Source organism: Streptomyces sp. NPDC004788 (genome assembly GCF_053601115.1).
On record NZ_JBSGBF010000026.1, the window covers coordinates 1 to 18,223 of the forward strand.

Here is an 18,223-nt window from a genome sequence, read left to right on the forward strand (position 1 = left end):
GTCGCCGCCGAGTCCGGGCCAGGACCCGGGGGCGACGGGCGTTGCGGTGTTGCGGGTGATTCCGCGGTGCCAGGTGGCGCGGACACCGTCCGCGCCGTTACACGTGGTGCGGGCACCGTCCGCGCCGTCAGTGGCGCCGGCCGGCGGCCGCCTTGCGACGGATCACGTAGACCACACCGCCCACGGCGACGAGCACCATGGCCCCGCCGCCGGCCATCGTCCAGGCGTTGGCCGAGTTCATCGAGCCGCCCAGACCGCCCTGTACCCCGCGCGGCGCGACGGACACGGTCGACAGGGCCGTCGGCGTCGAGGTCGCTCCGCCGCTGATGGTCAGGTCCACGGAGCCCTGGACGCCACCCGTGCAGTTGAAAGAGACGGTGTAGACGGCACCCCGCTTGGCGTCGAGGTCCACCGTGGCGGTGGCCGCCGAGCCCGGCGCGATGGTGACCGTGTCGAAGATGCCGGACGAGGCGGTCGCCGTACTGGCGCAGCCCGGGGCACTGAGCGTGACCCGCCCGCCCGGCGCGACCACCGAGGGGGAGACGACGAAGAGGCTCGCGACCTTCCCCGGCTTTCCGCCGCCCTTCGGCGCGGGGACGCCGTCGGCGGCCGCGGACACGGTGACGGGGGCGGCCAGGGCGAGGGCGGCCGCCCCCAGAGCTGTGATGGACGCGGCACGTATCGCGCGCATGGTCAGACCTCCGGGTCCCCGAGGAGCAGCTGCGGAAGGGGTTTCCACAAAGGCAGGAGATGCACCTCGATGCCCGAAACGCTAGGAGCGCCCTATCACAGCCGCGATCCCAGGCGCGCGAATGGGGCACCCAGGTCACCCGAACGGTCCCAGGGCCGGCCGCCGTCGCGGCCCTGGCGTCAGCCGGTGAGCTGCGGGAACAGGTCGGTGAACGGCCCGGCGGTGGCCGCGATGCCACGGCCGAACGGCGCGTCGAAGTCCCAGATGAGGAACAGCAGGAAGGCGATGAGCGCGCTGAACAGGCCGGCGAGCAGCAACTCCCGTCCGGTGCGCCTGATCTGGAGCGTGAAGATCAGGCCCACCGTCACCAGCGCGCCGATGATCAGGCCGAACCAGACCACGCCCGGCATCGTCTCGCCCGCGTTCTGCCCGCGTGCGCCGCGCGCGTCGTCGACGACGGCCACCTGGTCGACGAGCGGCTGGTACGCCTGGCCCTCGAAGTCGTTGGCGGGCTGGTAGTCCGTCACGCCGCGGCGGACCTTCTCGAGCAGCTCCGTCCCCTTGTCGTTCAGCTCGCCGTGGTCCGCCATGTAAGGGAACTCGTCGTCGACGACGTACGACACGTACGCGTCGATGTCGGCCCGGATCCTCTGCCGTACCGGCAGCGGGTACACCTCGACCCGCTCGGAGATCTCGTGCAGCGCCTGCGCCTCCTGCCGCACGGTCTCCTGGGCGGCGCTGCGCGCCTCCCAGACGCCGGCGATGGCGAGGCCCAGGACGATGGCGTACACCACGCCGATCATCATCGTCATGTACTCGATGACGTCGGGGGTCTCACTGGGGTCGTCGTCCTCGGGGATCCGGCGGTGGTTGATGACCACGATGGCGAGCACGACGGCGCACGCCGCGGCCATCGCAAGGGTGAGAACAAGCCATTCGGACAAGGTTTCTCCAGAATCGTCGGCAAGAGGTCGATCAGGCGGTCAGCGGGACGAGCGGGGACGCAGGATCGCCGTCGCGAGCACCGCGGGGGCCGTGACGAGCAGGGTCGTGGTGAGCACGTTCGGGGAGCTCTTGGGCTTGGCCCGGGCCGCGCGCTTGTAGTGCGGCAGGGCCACCGGCCCGGGGGCCGGCGGGCGCGGGCGCACGGTCGGCGAAGGCGACGGTGGTGGCGGTGGCGTCGGCTCCGCCTCCGGCACGGCCGGGGCCGGCGCGGGGCGCGGCGGCGCGGGCCGGGGCGGCGCGGGCTTCGGCGGGGGAGCGGACCGCGGCGGCTTCGGCGCGGGCGGAGGCGGTGTGGGCTTCGGCTCCGGCTTCGGCGGCTTGGAGGGGTGCGGCGGATGCGTGGGGTGCGGAGGGTGTGACGGGTGCGGGGGATGGCTCGGGTGCGGGGGATGCGGCGGGTGCGGAGGGTGGTTCGGGCGGCAGGGCCCCGGCCCGACGGAGACGATGGCGACGCTCGATCCGTCCGGTCCGGTCGAGGCGTACGCGCACGCGTCGGCGGTGGCGGGCACGGGCGTGGCGAGCAGCCACACCAGCGCGCCGGCCGCGAGCGGCCGCGTCAGGAGCGGTCCGTAGCGGGACAACCCGTTCTGAGACAAGAGGGACACGCCGAGCAGCTTGATCAGACGCGTCGCCCCGGCGGGCCGGAACGGTCGCGGATTCCCCGGATGGAGCGGATCTCGCGGTGTGCGGGTTTGACGTTTCGCCGTCTTCTGTCGTCTCACGCGTGATCAACGCCGCCAACACCCTTGCCGTTGCGGGTGGTTCGGAGGTATTGAGTGACGTCCGGCGCGGCCGGGAACCGCCGGTGCCCGGAACTGGCCGGTTGTCGCCCTTCCTTGGTCGCAACGGGCCGGGCCGTGGCCCTCCAGGCTGCACCGGAAGCCCTGTTCGGACCTTCGCACAACCATATGCACGTGAATTTGCACGATCTGAAGGCGTGAACTCTTCCTTACCCACGGCACGTGCCAATGGCGTGTGACCAAGAACGGATCGCGAATTTCCGTTTCTACTCGCTCTCTCGGCGGGCGATCAGTAGCCTCAGCTCGAACGTCGGCCGCTTGCAGCCGGCCGCATCCCCCATGGCGACTTGTTGGAGACTTTGATGGAGCGTCCCGCCTGGGCTCCGCCGGGCATCGATATTTCGGTGCCGAGCGTGTCCCGTATGTACGACTTCTATCTGGGCGGCTCGCACAATTTCGAAGTGGACCGGGACGCGGCCCGGAAGGCCATGGAGTTCCTGCCGGGGCTGCCGAAGATCATGCAGGCGAACCGTGCCTTCATGCGCCGCGCCGTACGCCACGCCGTTGACAACGGCATCACCCAGTTCCTGGACATCGGCTCCGGCATACCGACCTTCGGCAACGTCCACGAGGTCGCCCAGGCCGCCACCGACGAGGCGCGCGTCGTCTACGTCGACCACGACCCGGTCGCCGTCGCCCACAGCCGGGCCGTGCTCGCCGGCGACGACCGCTCGGCCGTGGTCGCCGCCGACCTGCGCAAGCCGCGCGAGATCCTGCACAGCCCCGAGGTCGGCGAACTCCTCGACCTGGACCGCCCGGTGGCCCTGCTGCTCGTCGCCGTGCTGCACTTCCTGGAGGACGCCGACGAGCCCGCCGCCGCCGTCGCCGAGCTCCTCGACGCGCTCGCGCCCGGCAGTCTCCTCGTCATCACCCACGCCTCCTACGAGGGCGTCCCGGTCCCGCAGGAGCGGGCCGCCGGCACCGTCGGGGTCTACCGCGACATCCGCAACCCGCTGGTGATGCGCTCCCGCGAGGAGATCGCCCGCTTCTTCGACGGCACCGAGCTCGCCGCGCCCGGACTCGTCCCGATGCCGCTGTGGCGGCCGGACAGCCCGGACGAGGAGGAGGACCCGTACGCCTTCTCCGGCTACGCAGGGGTGGGGCACAAGCCGTGAAGGTGCCCTCCACGACCTCCGGTTCCGTCGCCGACGCCGACGGCCCCGAAGACAGACTCAGGCGGTTCGTGACCATCTGGAGCCGCGCCGTGTTCCCGGTCACCGCCACCTCGATGACCCGCCAGGAGTTCGAACGGCACCTGCTGCAGCCGGCCCGGGAACTGTGCGCGGCCCTGCACGCCAGGCCCTTCGACACCACGCCCGCGCACCGCGTCGGGCAGGCCCTGGTGGCCGCCCACTGCACCGACCCGGACGCGCTCGCCCGCAGCCTCGGCGTGGTCGACGCGTATCTGGTGCTCTACTGCGCGGAAGGCGCCGAGGGCGCGGGCGCGGCGGACGGCGCCGCGCCCCGCCCGGCACCCGACACGGCGCTCGACGCACCGCTCGACGCCGAGGAGCTGCGCGCCCGCTGCTCCCGGCTGCAGCACGCCATGGCCGCCGGCTTCGCGCAGGCCCTGCGCGAGCGGACGCTCGCCGAGCAGGAGTCCATCGCCCACTCGGCGCTCTCCGCCCGCAGTGCCGCCGAGTTCGCGCTGCACGCCACCGAGAGCCGCTTCCGCGCGGTCTTCGAGGGCGCGGCCATCGGCATCGGCATCGCCGACCTCGACGGCAACGTCCTGGAGGTCAACGAGACCCTCACCCGGATGTTCGGCGGCCTGGAGCAGACCGTGCTCAGCCGCAACATCGTCGACTGGGCGCATCCCGAGGACGGCCCGCACGTCTGGCGGCTCTACGACGAGCTGGTGCGCGGCGAGCGCGAGAACTACCGCGTGGAGAAGCCCTTCTACCGCAGCGACGGCACCGCCCTGTGGACCAACCTCACCGTCTCGTTGCTGCGGGACGCCGCCGGCGTCCCGCGCTACCAGCTGGCGCTCATGGAGGACACCACCGAACGGCGGCTGCTCAACCTGCGGCTGCGGTACGAGGCCACGCACGACGCCCTCACCGGCCTGCCCAACCGCACGCTGTTCTTCGAACGTCTGGAGAAGGCCCTCGGGCCGGGCGCCGACAGCCGCTTCGGGCTCTGCTACCTCGACCTCGACGGCTTCAAGGTCATCAACGACAGCCTCGGCCACTCCACCGGCGACCGGCTGCTCGTCGAGGTGGCCGACCGGTTGCAGAGCTGCGTCACCGCGCCCGGCGAGATGGTCGCCCGGCTCGGCGGCGACGAGTTCGTCGCCCTGACCACCGGGCCCGGCACCGAGCGCCAGGTCGCCGAGCTCGCCGACCGGATGCTCGCCGCGCTGGCCACTCCCATCGGCATCGACGGCCGCGAGCTCACCGTGCGCGGCAGCGTCGGCATCGTCGAGGGACCGGCGGGCGAGCGCACCGCGGCCGAGGTGCTGCGCAGCGCGGACATCACCATGTACCGGGCCAAGTCGGCGGGCGGCAACCGCTTCGAGTACGCCGACGCCGAGGCCGACGCGCGGGCCATCACCCGGCACGGGCTCACCACGGCGCTGCCCGCCGCGCTGGAACGCGGCGAGTTCTTCATCGAGTACCAGCCGCTGGTCCACCTCGGCGACGGCAGCGTGCACGGCGCCGAGGCGCTCGTCCGGTGGTGCCACCCGCAGCACGGGGTGCTCGGGCCCGACCGGTTCATCCCGCTCGCCGAGAACACCGGCCTGATCGTGCCGCTCGGCCGCTGGGTGCTCCAGGAGGCGGTGCGGCAGGCCCGCTTCTGGCAGGACGAGGCCCCCGGCGGCCAGCCCGCCACCGGCCCGCTGCGCATCAACGTCAACCTGTCGCCGACCCAGCTGCACCACCCGGGTCTGGTCGCCGAGACGGTCGACGTCCTGGAGCGCGCCGGGCTCGAACCGGGCGCGCTCTGCCTGGAGGTCACCGAGTCGGCCCTGATCGGCGCGGACGAGGACCTGCTCAAGCCGCTGCGGCAGCTGGCCGAGATGGGCGTGGACATCGCGCTCGACGACTTCGGCACCGGCTACTCCAACCTGGCGAACCTGCGCCGGCTCCCGGTGAGCGTCCTCAAGCTGGACCGCTCCTTCACCCAGGGCATGCAGCAGCACCCGGCGGACCCGGTCGACCTCAAGATCGTCGAGGGCATCGTCCAGCTCGCACACAGCCTGGAGCTGGCCGTCACCGTCGAGGGCGTCGAGACCGGCGCCCAGGCCCAGCAGCTCCGCGACCTCGGCTGCGACACGGCCCAGGGCTGGTACTACGCGCGTCCGGGCGCCCCGGACCGGATCCGCTCACTCGTCCTGGCGGACGCGATCTAGACGGTTCGCGAGACCTACGCCGTCGGGGTGCCCCGGCGGGAGGCCATGAGCAGCTTCTGCAGCTCGCGCGCCGCCCGCGGGGGCGCCACGTCGCTGCGGTGCGCCAGCGCGATCGTCCGGCGCAGGCCCGGCCGGGCCAGGGCCGTGACCCGCAGGTCGCGGCCCGTCCGCGCCGCGACCATGGCCGGCACGACCGCGAGGCCGAGCCCCGCCCGTACGAAACCGAGCACCGCGTCCATCTCGCCGCCCTCCACCGTGAACGACGGCTCGAAGCCCTCCGCCCGGCAGGCCGCCACGGTCAGTTCCCGCAGGTCGTAGCCGTGCCGGAACATCACGAGCGGCTGGTCGCGCAGATCCGCGATCCTGACCGGCCGGCGCGGCGCCGGCGCCGAGGCCGCGGAGACCACCACCAGGTCCTCGGTGAGCAGCTCCACCGTGGTCAGCGCGGGCGACGGCGTCGGCAGCGGCAGCACCACGAGCGCCAGGTCGAGCGCGCCGCGCGCCAGGTGCCGTACGAGATCGTGCGAGCCGCCCTCCTCGATGAGCAGCCGGATCCCCGGGTGCAGGTCGTGGAAGGTGCGCAGCACGTCCGGCAGCAGCCCGGTGCACAGGCTGGGCGTCGCCCCGAGCCGCACCCGGCCCCGCCTGAGCTGCACCAGCTCCTGCACCTCGTGCCGCGCGGTGTCGGTGTCGGCGAGGATCCGGCGGGCCAGCGGCAGCAGCGCCTCGCCCGCGTCGGTCAGCGTGATGTTGCCCCGGGCCCGGCTGAACAGCTCGGCGCCCAGCTCCTGCTCCAGGGCCTTGATCTGCTGCGAGAGCGAGGGCTGCGAGACATGGACCCGCTCGGCGGCCTGGGTGAAGTGCCGGGTCTCGGCCACGGCGACGAAGTAGAGGAGCTGCTGGAACTGCATGGCACCAGCCTACCCGGGCTCATAGCCTGCGCCTATCGAGATCAGCCGAACCATGTCTTGGACCTCTCGGGTCCTCCGCCCCTACCGTCGCTGACATGGCTCTGGCAACCAAGTCCGACCGGCGGACCGCGCCGCCGTCCGGCGCCCTCACCCGCGCCGCCCCCACCCGCGGCTTCTGGGCGTCGACCATCGGCAAGAAGACCGTGATGGCCGTGAGCGGCCTGATCATGCTCGCCTATCTCGTCGCCCATGTCGCGGGCAACCTCAAGGTCTTCTTCGGCCTCGAGGAGTTCAACGGCTACGGCCACTGGCTGCGCGTCATGGGCGCCCCGGTCCTGCACCACCACTGGGGCCTGTGGATCGCCCGCGTCGTGCTGCTCGCGTCGGTCGTGGCGCACGCCGTCTCCGCGTACCAGCTCAGCCGGCGCGACATCAAGGCCCGGCCCACCCGCTACGTACACCGTCGCAAGGGCTCCTCCTACGCCACCCGCACCATGCGCTGGGGCGGCGTGATCGTCGGCCTCTTCATCGTGTGGCACGTCCTCGACCTGACCACCGGCACCGTGCACCCCGGCGGCTTCGAGGAGGGCAAGCCCTACCAGAACGTCGTGGACACCTTCTCCACCTGGTACGGCGACGTGATCTACATCGTCGCCATGCTGGCCGTCGGACTCCACGTCCGGCACGGCTTCTGGAGCGCCGCCCAGACCCTCGGCGTCGGCGACGCGCGCCGCGAACGCGCCCTGAAGTTCCTGGCCAACTCCCTCGCGCTCGTCCTGACCGCGGGCTTCGTCTCCGTACCCGTCGCCGTCATGACCGGAGTGGTGAGCTGACATGACCCTTTCCGAACACGTCGATTACGAGGTCGGCGAGCCGATCGCCGACACCAAGGCCCCCGCCGGCCCCATCGCCGAACGCTGGGACACCCGCCGCTTCCAGGCCAGGCTCGTCAACCCGGCCAACCGCCGCGCCCACCGGATCATCGTCGTCGGCACCGGCCTCGCCGGCGGCTCCGCCGGCGCCACCCTCGCCGAACAGGGCTACCAGGTCGTCCAGTTCTGCTTCCAGGACTCCCCGCGCCGCGCCCATTCCATCGCCGCCCAGGGCGGCATCAACGCCGCCAAGAACTACCGCAACGACGGCGACTCCATCCACCGCCTCTTCTACGACACCGTCAAGGGCGGCGACTTCCGCGCCCGCGAGTCCAACGTGCACCGGCTCGCCCAGATCTCCGTCGAGATCATCGACCAGTGCGTCGCCCAGGGCGTGCCCTTCGCCCGCGAGTACGGCGGACTGCTCGACACCCGCTCCTTCGGCGGCGTCCAGGTCTCCCGCACCTTCTACGCACGCGGCCAGACCGGACAGCAGCTCCTCCTCGGCGCCTACCAGGCGCTGTCCCGGCAGATCGCCGCCGGAAACGTCGAGCTGCACGCCCGCACCGAGATGCTCGACCTGATCGTCGTCGACGGCCGGGCCCGCGGCATCGTCGCCCGCGACCTCGTCACCGGGCGGATCTCCACGCACTACGCCGACGCCGTCGTGCTCGCCACCGGCGGCTACGGCAACGTCTTCTACCTCTCCACCAACGCGATGAACTCCAACGCCACCGCCGTCTGGCGGGCCCACCGGCGCGGCGCCTTCTTCGCCAACCCCTGCTTCACCCAGATCCATCCCACCTGCATCCCGCGCACCGGGAACCACCAGTCCAAGCTCACCCTGATGAGCGAGTCGCTGCGCAACGACGGACGCATCTGGGTGCCGAAGGCCGTCGGCGACACCCGCCCGGCGAACGAGATCCCCGAGGACGAGCGCGACTACTACCTGGAGCGCATCTACCCCTCGTTCGGCAACCTCGTCCCGCGCGACATCGCCTCCCGCGCCGCCAAGAACGTCTGCGACGAAGGCCGCGGCGTCGGCCCCGGCGGGCAGGGCGTCTACCTCGACTTCGCCGACGCCATCCGGCGGATGGGCCGGGCCAAGGTCGAGGAGAAGTACGGCAACCTCTTCGACATGTACGAGCGGATCACCGCCGAGAACCCGTACGAGGTGCCGATGCGGATCTACCCCGCCGTGCACTACACGATGGGCGGGCTCTGGGTCGACTACGACCTCCAGACCACGATCCCCGGCCTCTTCGCCATCGGCGAGGCCAACTTCTCCGACCACGGAGCCAACCGGCTCGGCGCCTCCGCCCTGATGCAGGGCCTCGCCGACGGCTACTTCGTGCTCCCGGCCACCATCAACGACTACCTGGCCCGCCACCCGCACGCCGAGGCCGTCACCGACGCCCACCCGGCCGTCCGCGAGGTCCTCGCCGAGACCGAGGACCGGCTCCACCTCCTGCTCGCCGTCGACGGCGACCGCACCCCGGACTCCTTCCACCGCGAACTCGGCGAACTCATGTGGGAGTTCTGCGGCATGGCCCGCACCGAAGAGGGCCTGCGCACGGCGCTGCGCCGCATCCCCGAGATCCGCGAGGAGTTCTGGCGCCGCATCAAGGTGCCCGGCACCGGCGAGGAGTTCAACCAGTCCCTGGAGAAGGCCAACCGGATCGTCGACTACCTGGAGCTCGCCGAGCTGATGTGCCTCGACGCGCTGCACCGCGAGGAGTCCTGCGGCGGCCACTTCCGCGAGGAGTCCCAGACCGCGGACGGCGAAGCCGCCCGCCGCGACGAGGAGTTCGCGTACGCCGCAGCCTGGGAGTTCCGGGAGTCCGGCGCGCCGGTGCTCCACAAGGAAGCCCTCACCTTCGAACACGTCCACCCCACCCAGCGGAGCTACGCATGAGGCTCACCCTGCGCGTCTGGCGCCAGAAGAACGCCGGCGCCGAAGGCGCCATGGCCACCTACGAGGTGGACGGGATCTCCTCCGACATGTCCTTCCTGGAGATGCTCGACACCCTCAACGAGGAACTGATCCTGCGCGGCGAGGACCCCGTTGCCTTCGACCACGACTGCCGCGAGGGCATCTGCGGCGCCTGCAGCCTCGTCATCAACGGCGACGCCCACGGCCCCAATGGGGCCTCCCCTGCTCGAGCGGAGTCGAAAGCTTGGGGAAGCACCACCAGCTGCCAGCTGCACATGCGGTCCTTCCGCGACGGCGACACCATCGACGTCGAACCCTGGCGGGCCGCCGCCTTCCCCGTCGTCAAGGACCTCGTCGTCGACCGCTCCGCCTTCGACCGCATCATCCAGGCGGGCGGCTACGTCTCCGTCCCCACCGGCTCCGCCCCCGAGGCCCACGCCACGCCGGTGCCCAAGGCCGACGCCGACTTCGCCTTCGAACACGCCGAGTGCATCGGCTGCGGCGCCTGCGTCGCCGCCTGCCCCAACGGCTCGGCGATGCTCTTCACCTCCGCCAAGGTCAACCACCTCGGCGTGCTCCCGCAGGGCGCGCCCGAGCGCGAGACCCGCGTGCTCGACATGGTCGCCCAGATGGACGCCGAGGGCTTCGGCGGCTGCACCCTCACCGGCGAGTGCGCCACCGCCTGCCCCAAGGGCATCCCGCTGCCGTCGATCGCGGCCATGAACAAGGAGTGGCTGCGGGCGCGGCGCAAGGCCGGGCGTTCCTAGGGGGTGCCGCTGTGGCGCCCTCCGGCGGGGGCGCCGAGAATGGGAGGGCCGGAAGGACAGCTCGGTGACGCCCGCCCGCGGAGGGGTCCCGGCCCCGAGATCCGGCAGGGATCCAGGTGATCAGGGATGTGCCGCTGGCTCGCGTACTGGGGAACACCGGTGCTGCTCGACACCATTCTCTACAAGCCGGCCCACTCGCTGATCGACCAGAGCCTGCACTCCAGACTCGGCGTGGAGACCACCAACGGCGACGGGTTCGGCGTCGGCTGGTACTCGCCGGAGAACGACACCCCGGCGCTGCTGAGAGACGTCGGCCCGGCCTGGAACAACCGCAATCTGCGGGAGCTGGCCGACCACGTCCGGTCCCCGCTGTTCTTCGCCCACATCCGGGCGTCGACCGGGACGGCGGTCCAGCAGTCGAACTGCCACCCCTTCCGGCACGGCCGCTGGATGTTCATGCACAACGGCGCCATCTCCGGGTTCCCCCTCGTGCGCCGTGACCTCGCCCTGGGCGTCGACCCCGGGCTGTACGCGGACATGGAGGGCACGACGGACTCCGAGGTGATGTTCTATCTCGCCCTCACCTTCGGCCTCCACCAGGACCCGCCCGCCGCCGTCGCCAGGATGGCGGGCGTCGTCGAGCGCGTGGGCCGCGAGCACGGCATCGACAACCCCCTGCAGATGACGCTGGCCGTCACCGACGGCGAGCGCGTCTGGGCGTTCCGCTACTCCAGCGCCCAGGCCTCCCGGTCGCTGTACTACAGCAGTCAGGTCGAGGCGCTGCGCAGGCTCCACCCCGACGTGGCCTTCCTGCGGGAGGTCTCCGACGAGACCCGCCTCGTCGTCTCCGAACCCCTCGGGGACCTGCCCGGTGCCTGGAACGAGGTGCCGGAGAACAGCTACGGCGTCGTCCAGCCCGGCGCCGACGAACTGCACCGGTTCGCCCCGACGCCCGCCTGACGGCGCCACCGGCCGGTTCGCCCCGACGCCCCACTTGACGGCGCCACCGGCCGGCGCGCCGCGACGCCGGCCTGGCGACGTCACCCGCCGGGGCGGCCCCACGCCCGGCCTGACGGCGCCACCCGCAGGGCTCCCTCGTGCCGGGCTGACGGCGGCACCCGCCGGGCGCCGCGGCGTCACCGGCCGAGCCGGGCCGCCAGGTAGGGCGCGGTGCGGCTGGCCCGTACCTCCGCGACCTCCGCCGGGGTGCCCTCCGCCACGATCCGGCCGCCCTCCGCGCCGCCGCCGGGACCCATGTCGAGGACCCGGTCGGCGGTCGCGACGACGTCCATGTCGTGCTCGACGACGACCACCGTGTGGCCCGCGTCGACGAGGCCGTGCAGCTGCCGCATCAGCACCTCCACGTCCGCCGGGTGCAGCCCCGTCGTCGGCTCGTCCAGGACGTAGAGGGTGTGCGCCCGCCGCGGCCGCTGGAGCTCGGCGGCCAGCTTGATGCGCTGCGCCTCCCCGCCCGACAGCTCCGTCGCCGGCTGGCCGAGCCGCAGATGGCCGAGGCCCACGTCGAGCAGCGTGCGCAGACTGCGGGCCGCCGCCGGGGTGTCCACGAAGAACTCGGCCGCCGCCTCCACGGTGAGGTCGAGCACCTCCGCGATGGTCAGCCCGCGCAGCCGCACCTGGAGCGTCTCCGGGTTGTAGCGGGCGCCCCGGCAGTCCGGGCACGGCGCGTACGTGCTCGGCAGGAACAGCAGCTCGACGGAGACGAAACCCTCGCCCTGGCAGGTCTCGCAGCGCCCGCCGGTGACGTTGAAGGAGAAGCGCCCCGCCTTGTAGCCGCGCGCCCGCGCCTGCTCCGTCTCCGTGAAGAGCTTGCGCACCACGTCGAACAGACCCGTGTACGTGGCCAGGTTGGAGCGCGGGGTCCGGCCGATCGGTTTCTGATCGACGGTCACCACGCGTGCCACGGAGTCCTGTTCCTCCGCCGCCTCGGTCAACGCGCCCACCAGCGTCGACTTGCCCGAGCCCGACACACCCGTGACCGCCGTGAGCACCCCGAGCGGGAACGCCGCGCGCAGACCGCGCAGATTGTGCCGGGTGACCGGCCCGAACCGCAGCCAGCCGGCCGGCTCGCGCACCTCCCGCTCCTCGGGGGCCGCCCGCTCGAAGAGGAACCGGCGGGTCGCCGACTCCGCGACCTCCGCGAGCCGCTCCGGCGGGCCGCTGTGCAGCACCCGGCCGCCGTGCTCACCGGCCCGCGGCCCGACGTCGACCAGCCAGTCGGCGCGCCGCACCACATCCAGGTGGTGCTCCACCACGAACACCGTGTTCCCGGCCGCCTTCAGCCGTTCCAGGACCACGAGCAGCGCCTCCGTGTCCGCCGGATGCAGCCCGGCGGACGGCTCGTCGAGCACGTACACCACCCCGAAGAGGCCGGACCGGAGCTGGGTGGCGAGCCGCAGCCGCTGCAGCTCCCCGTTGGACAGCGTCGGCGTCGCCCGGTCCAGGCTCAGATAGCCGAGACCCAGCTCCGTGACCGTACCGATCCGCGCCACCAGGTCCGCGGTGAGCACGCGGGCGGTCTCCGACCCGCCCGAGCCGTTCTCCAGGGTCCGTGCCAGCTCGTTCAGCGGCAGGGCGGCGAGCTCGGCGATCGTACGGCCCGCGAAGGTCACCGCGAGCGCCTCCGGGCGCAGCCGGCTGCCCCCGCACGCCGGGCACGGGGCGCTGGTGAGGAAACGCTCGGCCTTCGCCCGCAGCGTCGCGCTCTTCGAGTCGGAGAAGGTGTGCATGACATAGCGCCGGGCGCTCATGTACGTGCCCTGGTACGGGCGTTGGATGCGCCCGGCCTCCCGGACCGGATGCACCGTCACCACCGGCTGCTCGTCGGTGAAGAGGATCCACTCCCGGTCCTCGGCCCTCAGCTCCCGCCACGGCCGGTCCACGTCGTACCCGAGCGTGTCCAGCACGTCCCGCAGGTTCTTGCCCTGCCAGGCCCCCGGCCAGGCCGCGATCGCGCCCTCCCTGATCGACAACCCGGGGTCGGGCACGAGGAGTTCCTCGCTCGTCTCGTGCACCCGGCCCAGTCCGTGACACGAAGGACAGGCCCCGACGGCGGTGTTGGGGGAGAAGGCGTCGGAATCGAGGCGCTGCGCCCCCGGCGGATAGCTGCCCGCGCGGGAGAACAGCATCCGCAGCGAGTTGGACAGCGTCGTCACCGTGCCCACGGATGAGCGCGCGTTCGGCGTCGCCCGCCGCTGCTCCAGCGAGACCGCCGGCGGCAGCCCCGTGATCTCCCCGACCTGCGGCGCGCCCACCTGGTGGATGAGCCGGCGCGCGTACGGCGCCACCGACTCGAAGTAGCGGCGCTGCGCCTCCGCGTAGATCGTGCCGAAGGCGAGCGACGACTTCCCCGAACCCGACACTCCCGTGAAGACGGTCAGCGCGTCGCGCGGGATGTCGACGTCGACGCCCCGCAGATTGTGCTCACGCGCGCCCCGGACCCGTACGAACGGGTCGTGGGGCGCGGCGGGTGCGGCGGGGCTGGTGGGAAACGGGTCGGTGCCGGTGTCGCGCATCCGCCGATTCTAGGCCCGGCTTGCCGTGTTTGCCCTGGTCAGCCCGGCCAGCCGGGCGAGCGAGCGGTACGAGTCGAGCAGCGCGCCCCGGTCGTGGGTGCTCGTCGTCACCAGGACCTCCTGCGCGCCGGTCTCCCGCACCGCGCTCGCCAGCGCGCCGGCGACCTGCTCCGGCGTGCCGTACACATGGCCGCGCAGCCCCGACTCGTAGAAACCGCGCTGCTTCTCCGACATGTCGAGCGCCTCGATCCGCTCGGGCGGCAGCAGCGGCGGGAACTCGCCCCGGGTCCGCGAGTACGCCAGCGACCACGCCTCGGGCATCAGCAGCCGCCGCGCCGCCTCCTCCGTCTCCGCCACGGCGACCGTGCCCGCGACCGCCACGTACGGCTCCGCGGCCCACTGCGACGGCCGGAACGCGGCCCGGTAGGCGTCGACCGCCCCGCGCAGCCGGGCCCGGCCGCGCAGGTCCCCGACGACCAGCGGCAGCCCGGCCGCCGCGGCGATCGCCGCGCCCTCACCCGTCGCGAGCACGAACGGCGGCACCCGCAGGCCCTCGGCGGGGCGGGCGTGGACCTGGGGGTGGGCGGTCTGCTCGCCGGTGAACCAGCCCAGCAGCTCGTCCAGTTGCTCCGCGAACCGGTCCGCGTCCTCCTTGTCCCGGCCGAGCGCCCGCCGGATGCCGTCGGTGAAGCCGACGGAACGTCCGAGGCCCATGTCGATCCGCCCGGGGAACAACGACTCCAGGACGCCGAACTGCTCCGCCACCACCATCGGTTGGTGGTTCGGCAGCATCACCCCGCCCGTCCCGACCCGGATCCGGGTGGTGGCCGCCGCCACGGCGGCCGCGAGCACGGTGGGCGCCGAGCCGGCCACACCCGGCACGCTGTGGTGCTCCGACACCCAGAACCGGTGGTAGCCCAGCGCCTCCGCCTCGCGCGCCAGGAGCACCGTGTCGCGCAGCGCCTGGCCGCCGTCCTCGCCCTCCCGGGTGCGGGAGCGGTCGAGAACGGAGAAGCGGATGCCGTCGAAGACGGGCGGGGACGTCGTCATGGTGCTCACGAAGGGTTCAACACCACGCGTCGCCGGGGATTCCCGGCGACGCGGCGCGCTGCCTAGGCTGGGGGAGTGACCCGACACCGCAGGCCCGTGGCCGTCTTCGACCTCGACAACACCCTCAGCTCCACCGCCCACCGCCAGCACTTCCTCGAAGGGCGTCCGCGCGACTGGGACGGCTTCTTCAGCGCCGCCCCCCAGGACCCGCCACTCGCGCAGGGCGTCGCGCTCTGCCTGGAGACCGCGGAGGAGTGCGACGTCGTCTACCTCACCGGCCGGCCCGAGCGCTGCCGCCGCGACACCCTCGACTGGCTCGCCGCCCACGGGCTCCCGGAGGGTCCGGTGCACATGCGCCGCGAGCGTGACTTCCGCCCGGCGCGGCAGACCAAACTGGACGTGCTGCGCCGGCTGGAGGGCGAGCGCGAGGTGCGGATGCTCGTGGACGACGACGAGCTGGTGTGCGACGCCGCGGAGGCGGCGGGGTTCACCGTCGTACGCGCCCGGTGGGCGGCGGAGTCGGAGGCGCTGAAGGAGGCGCAGGAGAAGGAGGGGCGTACCTGAGGCGTTGCGGGACTCAGGCGCCGTCCTCCAGTCGGAAGCCCACCTTGAGACCGACCTGGTAGTGCTCGATCGCCCCGTCGACGAGATGGCCGCGCATCTGCGTGACCTCGAACCAGTCGAGGCCCCTCAGGGTCTGTGAGGCCCGCTCGATCCCGTTGCGGATGGCCTGGTCGATTCCTTCGGTGGACGTGCCGACGATCTCGGTGACGCGGTAGGTGTGGTTCGACATGGAGCCGGACTCCTCTCGGGGTGCCCTCGGTGCGTTCCCTCCACCGTGCCCCACCGGCCCGAGGTCCGCGACACGTCCGCCGCCGGCCGGGCGCCGCGCCGATGCCGGGGAACGCGCCGCGAGGACTTGACCATCCCTATTGGTCCAGACCAGAATCCAGGCCACCAACCCGCGCGAACCTCCCGTTCGGTCCCCCCACACGTCGGGTCAGCCCCCTACGCAGAAGGTGACCTACGTGAAGAACCGCCGTCTCGTCTGTGCCCTGGCAGTCGTCTCCGCCCTCGCACTCGCCGGGTGCGGGCTGCTCCCGGGTGGCGGGAGTCCGACCAGGACGGTGAACGTGTGGCTGATGCGGGACAGCGTCAGCGACGACTTCCTGAAGCGCTTCAAGGAGTCCTACGAGGCCGAGCACGACGGCGTCGAACTCCGGGTCACCATCCAGGACTGGACCGGCATCGGGAAGAAGGTCACCGAGGCCATCGAGGGCCCCGGCGGCCCGGACGTCATCGAGGTCGGCAACACCCAGGTCGCCCGGTACGCCGACACCGAGAAGCTCTACGACCTCACCCTGGAGTCCGTCCGCGACCTCGGCGGCCAGGACTGGCTGCCCGGTCTCGCCCAGCCCGGCAGCATCGACGGCGCCCAGTACGGCATCCCCTGGTACGCGGCCAGCCGCATCGTCATCTACAACAAGGACCTCTTCGAGCGGGCCGGCGTCAGGCCGCCGAAGAGCCGCGCCGAGTGGCTCGCCGAGACCGAGAAGCTCGACAAGGGCGACGAGCAGGGGATCTACCTGGCCGGCCAGGACTGGTACACGCTCTCCGGTTTCATCTGGGAGGAGGGCGGCGAACTCGCCGTCGACAAGGGCGGCGTGTGGGCCGGAGCCCTCGACACTCCGGCCGCCCTGCGCGGCATGGAGTTCTACAAGGAGCTCCAGTCGCTCGGCGACGGTCCGAAGGACGCCGACGAGCAGAACCCGCCGCAGGCCGAGGTCTTCGCCAGGGGCGACGTCGCCCAGATCATCGCGCCGCCGAGCGCGGTCCCCGCCATCACCAAGGCCAACCCCGCCCTCGCGGACAAGCTGGGCTACTTCCCCATACCCGGAAAGAAGGCCGGACGGCCCTGCGCCGTGTTCACCGGCGGATCCGACCTGATCGTCCCGGAGAACGCCCCCGAGCGCGCCGCCGCCATCGACGTCGTCAAGGCCCTTGCCGGCGAGAAGTGGCAGGGCGAACTCGCCCGCGCCATGAACTACGTCCCCAACAAGACGACCCTCGCCTCCGTCGTCGCCGGCCAGGAGGCCACCGCCACCATGGCCGTCGCCGCCGCCCGCGGCCGCGCCACTCCCAACTCGCCCCAGTGGGCCGACGTCGAGGCCGACAACCCCATCAAGCCCTACATGACCTCGGTCCTCATGGGCGACGACCCGGAGAAAGCCGCCGAGAAGGCCTCCGACAAGATCACCGACAGCCTGGCCGAGTAGGGCGCGCCCCGAGGACCGGGGCCGGCCCGGACCGCTCCGCCCACCATTCAGCGCCTCCACACCAACCGGCCCCCGGACGGTCACGTCGAATCCAGCCGGCAGCGGAAGAAACGAGGGGCCGGGCCACCGCTCGCACGGCCCGGCCCCGACCGTCCCTTCCGTACCGCCGGAGGAGCCCGACATGGCCGCCGTACCCCTCGCCCAGCCCGTCGCCGTACCCGTGGACGGACCCCTCGCCGCCGTACCGGCGCAGCCGCACCCCGACGGCGCCCCGCACCCCGACGGCGCCCCGCAGCCCCGCTACGTCGTGGGCCTCGCCCGCGACCAGGAGGACGTCCGGGCCGCCCAGCGGCTGCGCCACCTGGTCTTCGCGGGCGAGATGGGCGCCCACCTCGACGGCCCCGAGCCCGGTCTCGACAGCGACGCCTTCGACGCCTACTGCGACCACCTCCTCGTACGCCGCGAGGACACCGGCGAGGTCGTCGGCACCTACCGGGTGCTGCCGCCCGAGCGGGCCGCCGTGGCCGGACGGCTCTACTCGGAGAGCGAGTTCGACCTCACCCGGCTCGCCCCGATCCGCCACGACCTCGTCGAGGTCGGCCGTTCCTGTGTGCACCCCGCCCACCGCAACGGCGCCGTCATCGCCCTCGTCTGGGCCGGTCTCGCCCGCTACATGACCCGCACCGGGCACAACTGGCTGGCCGGCTGCTGCTCCGTCCCGCTCGCCGACGGCGGCGCCCTCGCCGCCGCCACCTGGGACACCGTCAGGACCAAGCACCTCGCCCCCGAGGAGTACTGGGTCACCCCGCACCGGCTGTGGACCCCCGACACCGCCGTGCCGCCCGCCCAGGGCCGCGTCGAACTGCCCCCGCTGCTGCGCGGTTACCTGCGGCTCGGCGCCTGGGTGTGCGGCGCGCCCGCCTACGACCCCGACTTCGGCTGCGCCGACCTCTACGTCCTGCTGTCGCTGGACCGCACCAACCCCCGCTACCTGCGCCACTTCCTCTCGCTCGCGCCGGCCCGGTGAGCGCCC

Annotated in this window: 16 protein-coding genes; 9 read left to right on the forward strand and 7 right to left on the reverse strand. The window is 72.6% G+C overall.

The window, feature by feature from the left end; all coding sequences use genetic code 11:
* Window positions 1–127 precede the first annotated feature (127 nt).
* The 3 genes from ACWEJX_RS14300 to ACWEJX_RS14310 all read right to left on the reverse strand — a co-directional run bounded on the left by ACWEJX_RS14300 (window position 128) and on the right by ACWEJX_RS14310 (window position 2,301).
* Entirely contained in the window at window positions 128–691 is a 564-nt protein-coding gene (locus ACWEJX_RS14300; protein ID WP_451607752.1) for a hypothetical protein, read from the reverse strand.
* A gap of 179 nt (window positions 692–870) precedes the next feature.
* Window positions 871–1,635, reverse strand: a complete 765-nt coding sequence (locus ACWEJX_RS14305; RefSeq protein WP_451607753.1) for a bestrophin-like domain — start codon at window positions 1,633–1,635, stop codon at window positions 871–873.
* A 39-nt stretch (window positions 1,636–1,674) separates the two neighbouring features.
* Window positions 1,675–2,301: a hypothetical protein gene (locus ACWEJX_RS14310; protein WP_451607754.1), complete on the reverse strand. Its 627-nt coding sequence runs from the start codon at window positions 2,299–2,301 to the stop codon at window positions 1,675–1,677.
* 497 nt (window positions 2,302–2,798) lie between these two features.
* Here ACWEJX_RS14310 and ACWEJX_RS14315 point away from each other — a divergent pair, with 497 nt between their 5' ends.
* Window positions 2,799–3,611 (forward strand): SAM-dependent methyltransferase, encoded by an 813-nt coding sequence (locus ACWEJX_RS14315; RefSeq protein WP_451607755.1) that lies wholly within the window; start codon window positions 2,799–2,801, stop codon window positions 3,609–3,611.
* Entirely contained in the window at window positions 3,608–5,848 is a 2,241-nt protein-coding gene (locus tag ACWEJX_RS14320; protein ID WP_451607756.1) for a putative bifunctional diguanylate cyclase/phosphodiesterase, read from the forward strand. The genes ACWEJX_RS14315 and ACWEJX_RS14320 overlap by 4 nt, the downstream gene beginning before the upstream one ends.
* 14 nt (window positions 5,849–5,862) lie before the next feature.
* Here the strand turns inward: ACWEJX_RS14320 and ACWEJX_RS14325 are convergent, their stop codons facing one another.
* Window positions 5,863–6,759, reverse strand: coding sequence for a LysR family transcriptional regulator (locus tag ACWEJX_RS14325; RefSeq protein WP_451607757.1), 897 nt, complete (start codon window positions 6,757–6,759; stop codon window positions 5,863–5,865).
* A gap of 95 nt (window positions 6,760–6,854) precedes the next feature.
* Here ACWEJX_RS14325 and ACWEJX_RS14330 point away from each other — a divergent pair, with 95 nt between their 5' ends.
* From ACWEJX_RS14330 to ACWEJX_RS14345, 4 genes are all read left to right on the forward strand, one after another.
* Entirely contained in the window at window positions 6,855–7,592 is a 738-nt protein-coding gene (locus tag ACWEJX_RS14330; protein WP_451607758.1) for a succinate dehydrogenase, read from the forward strand.
* A 1-nt stretch (window position 7,593) separates the two neighbouring features.
* The gene (locus tag ACWEJX_RS14335; protein ID WP_451607759.1) at window positions 7,594–9,546 is read left to right on the forward strand and encodes a fumarate reductase/succinate dehydrogenase flavoprotein subunit; all 1,953 of its coding nucleotides are present in this window, start codon (window positions 7,594–7,596) and stop codon (window positions 9,544–9,546) included.
* Complete coding sequence (locus ACWEJX_RS14340; protein ID WP_451607760.1) at window positions 9,543–10,331, forward strand: succinate dehydrogenase/fumarate reductase iron-sulfur subunit; 789 nt, start codon at window positions 9,543–9,545, stop codon at window positions 10,329–10,331. Before ACWEJX_RS14335 ends, ACWEJX_RS14340 begins: the two co-directional genes overlap by 4 nt.
* A gap of 126 nt (window positions 10,332–10,457) precedes the next feature.
* A complete protein-coding gene (locus ACWEJX_RS14345; protein WP_451607761.1) occupies window positions 10,458–11,291 on the forward strand; it encodes a class II glutamine amidotransferase in 834 nt (277 codons plus the stop codon).
* A 176-nt stretch (window positions 11,292–11,467) separates the two neighbouring features.
* Here the strand turns inward: ACWEJX_RS14345 and ACWEJX_RS14350 are convergent, their stop codons facing one another.
* Together ACWEJX_RS14350 and ACWEJX_RS14355 are read right to left on the reverse strand one after the other, a co-directional pair.
* Window positions 11,468–13,864, reverse strand: a complete 2,397-nt coding sequence (locus tag ACWEJX_RS14350; protein WP_451607762.1) for an ATP-binding cassette domain-containing protein — start codon at window positions 13,862–13,864, stop codon at window positions 11,468–11,470.
* A 9-nt stretch (window positions 13,865–13,873) separates the two neighbouring features.
* Window positions 13,874–14,914: an MsnO8 family LLM class oxidoreductase gene (locus ACWEJX_RS14355; RefSeq protein WP_451607810.1), complete on the reverse strand. Its 1,041-nt coding sequence runs from the start codon at window positions 14,912–14,914 to the stop codon at window positions 13,874–13,876.
* Between the two features lie 75 nt (window positions 14,915–14,989).
* Here ACWEJX_RS14355 and ACWEJX_RS14360 point away from each other — a divergent pair, with 75 nt between their 5' ends.
* Window positions 14,990–15,478, forward strand: a complete 489-nt coding sequence (locus tag ACWEJX_RS14360) for a phosphatase domain-containing protein (RefSeq protein ID WP_451607763.1) — start codon at window positions 14,990–14,992, stop codon at window positions 15,476–15,478.
* A gap of 13 nt (window positions 15,479–15,491) precedes the next feature.
* Here ACWEJX_RS14360 and ACWEJX_RS14365 read toward each other — a convergent pair whose 3' ends face one another.
* Window positions 15,492–15,707 (reverse strand): dodecin, encoded by a 216-nt coding sequence (locus tag ACWEJX_RS14365; protein WP_403790124.1) that lies wholly within the window; start codon window positions 15,705–15,707, stop codon window positions 15,492–15,494.
* 235 nt (window positions 15,708–15,942) lie between these two features.
* On the opposite strand from ACWEJX_RS14365, the gene ACWEJX_RS14370 reads away from it, so the two are divergent.
* Together ACWEJX_RS14370 and ACWEJX_RS14375 are read left to right on the forward strand one after the other, a co-directional pair.
* Window positions 15,943–17,190 (forward strand): extracellular solute-binding protein, encoded by a 1,248-nt coding sequence (locus tag ACWEJX_RS14370; RefSeq protein ID WP_451607764.1) that lies wholly within the window; start codon window positions 15,943–15,945, stop codon window positions 17,188–17,190.
* 181 nt (window positions 17,191–17,371) lie between these two features.
* A complete protein-coding gene (locus tag ACWEJX_RS14375) occupies window positions 17,372–18,217 on the forward strand; it encodes a GNAT family N-acetyltransferase (protein ID WP_451607765.1) in 846 nt (281 codons plus the stop codon).
* Window positions 18,218–18,223: the final 6 nt, after the last annotated feature.

Excerpts from the sequence above, each read along its gene's own strand:
- ACWEJX_RS14300 (WP_451607752.1), bottom strand. The coding sequence starts at position 691 with ATGCGCGCGATACGTGCCGCGTCCATCACAGCTCTGGGGGCGGCCGCC.
- ACWEJX_RS14315 (WP_451607755.1), top strand. The coding sequence starts at position 2,799 with ATGGAGCGTCCCGCCTGGGCTCCGCCGGGCATCGATATTTCGGTGCCG.
- ACWEJX_RS14365 (WP_403790124.1), bottom strand. The coding sequence starts at position 15,707 with ATGTCGAACCACACCTACCGCGTCACCGAGATCGTCGGCACGTCCACC.
- ACWEJX_RS14350 (WP_451607762.1), bottom strand. The coding sequence starts at position 13,864 with ATGCGCGACACCGGCACCGACCCGTTTCCCACCAGCCCCGCCGCACCC.
- ACWEJX_RS14340 (WP_451607760.1), top strand. The coding sequence starts at position 9,543 with ATGAGGCTCACCCTGCGCGTCTGGCGCCAGAAGAACGCCGGCGCCGAA.
- ACWEJX_RS14335 (WP_451607759.1), top strand. The coding sequence starts at position 7,594 with ATGACCCTTTCCGAACACGTCGATTACGAGGTCGGCGAGCCGATCGCC.
- ACWEJX_RS14325 (WP_451607757.1), bottom strand. The coding sequence starts at position 6,759 with ATGCAGTTCCAGCAGCTCCTCTACTTCGTCGCCGTGGCCGAGACCCGG.
- ACWEJX_RS14375 (WP_451607765.1), top strand. The coding sequence starts at position 17,372 with ATGGCCGCCGTACCCCTCGCCCAGCCCGTCGCCGTACCCGTGGACGGA.
- ACWEJX_RS14355 (WP_451607810.1), bottom strand. The coding sequence starts at position 14,914 with ATGACGACGTCCCCGCCCGTCTTCGACGGCATCCGCTTCTCCGTTCTC.
- ACWEJX_RS14345 (WP_451607761.1), top strand. The coding sequence starts at position 10,458 with ATGTGCCGCTGGCTCGCGTACTGGGGAACACCGGTGCTGCTCGACACC.
- ACWEJX_RS14330 (WP_451607758.1), top strand. The coding sequence starts at position 6,855 with ATGGCTCTGGCAACCAAGTCCGACCGGCGGACCGCGCCGCCGTCCGGC.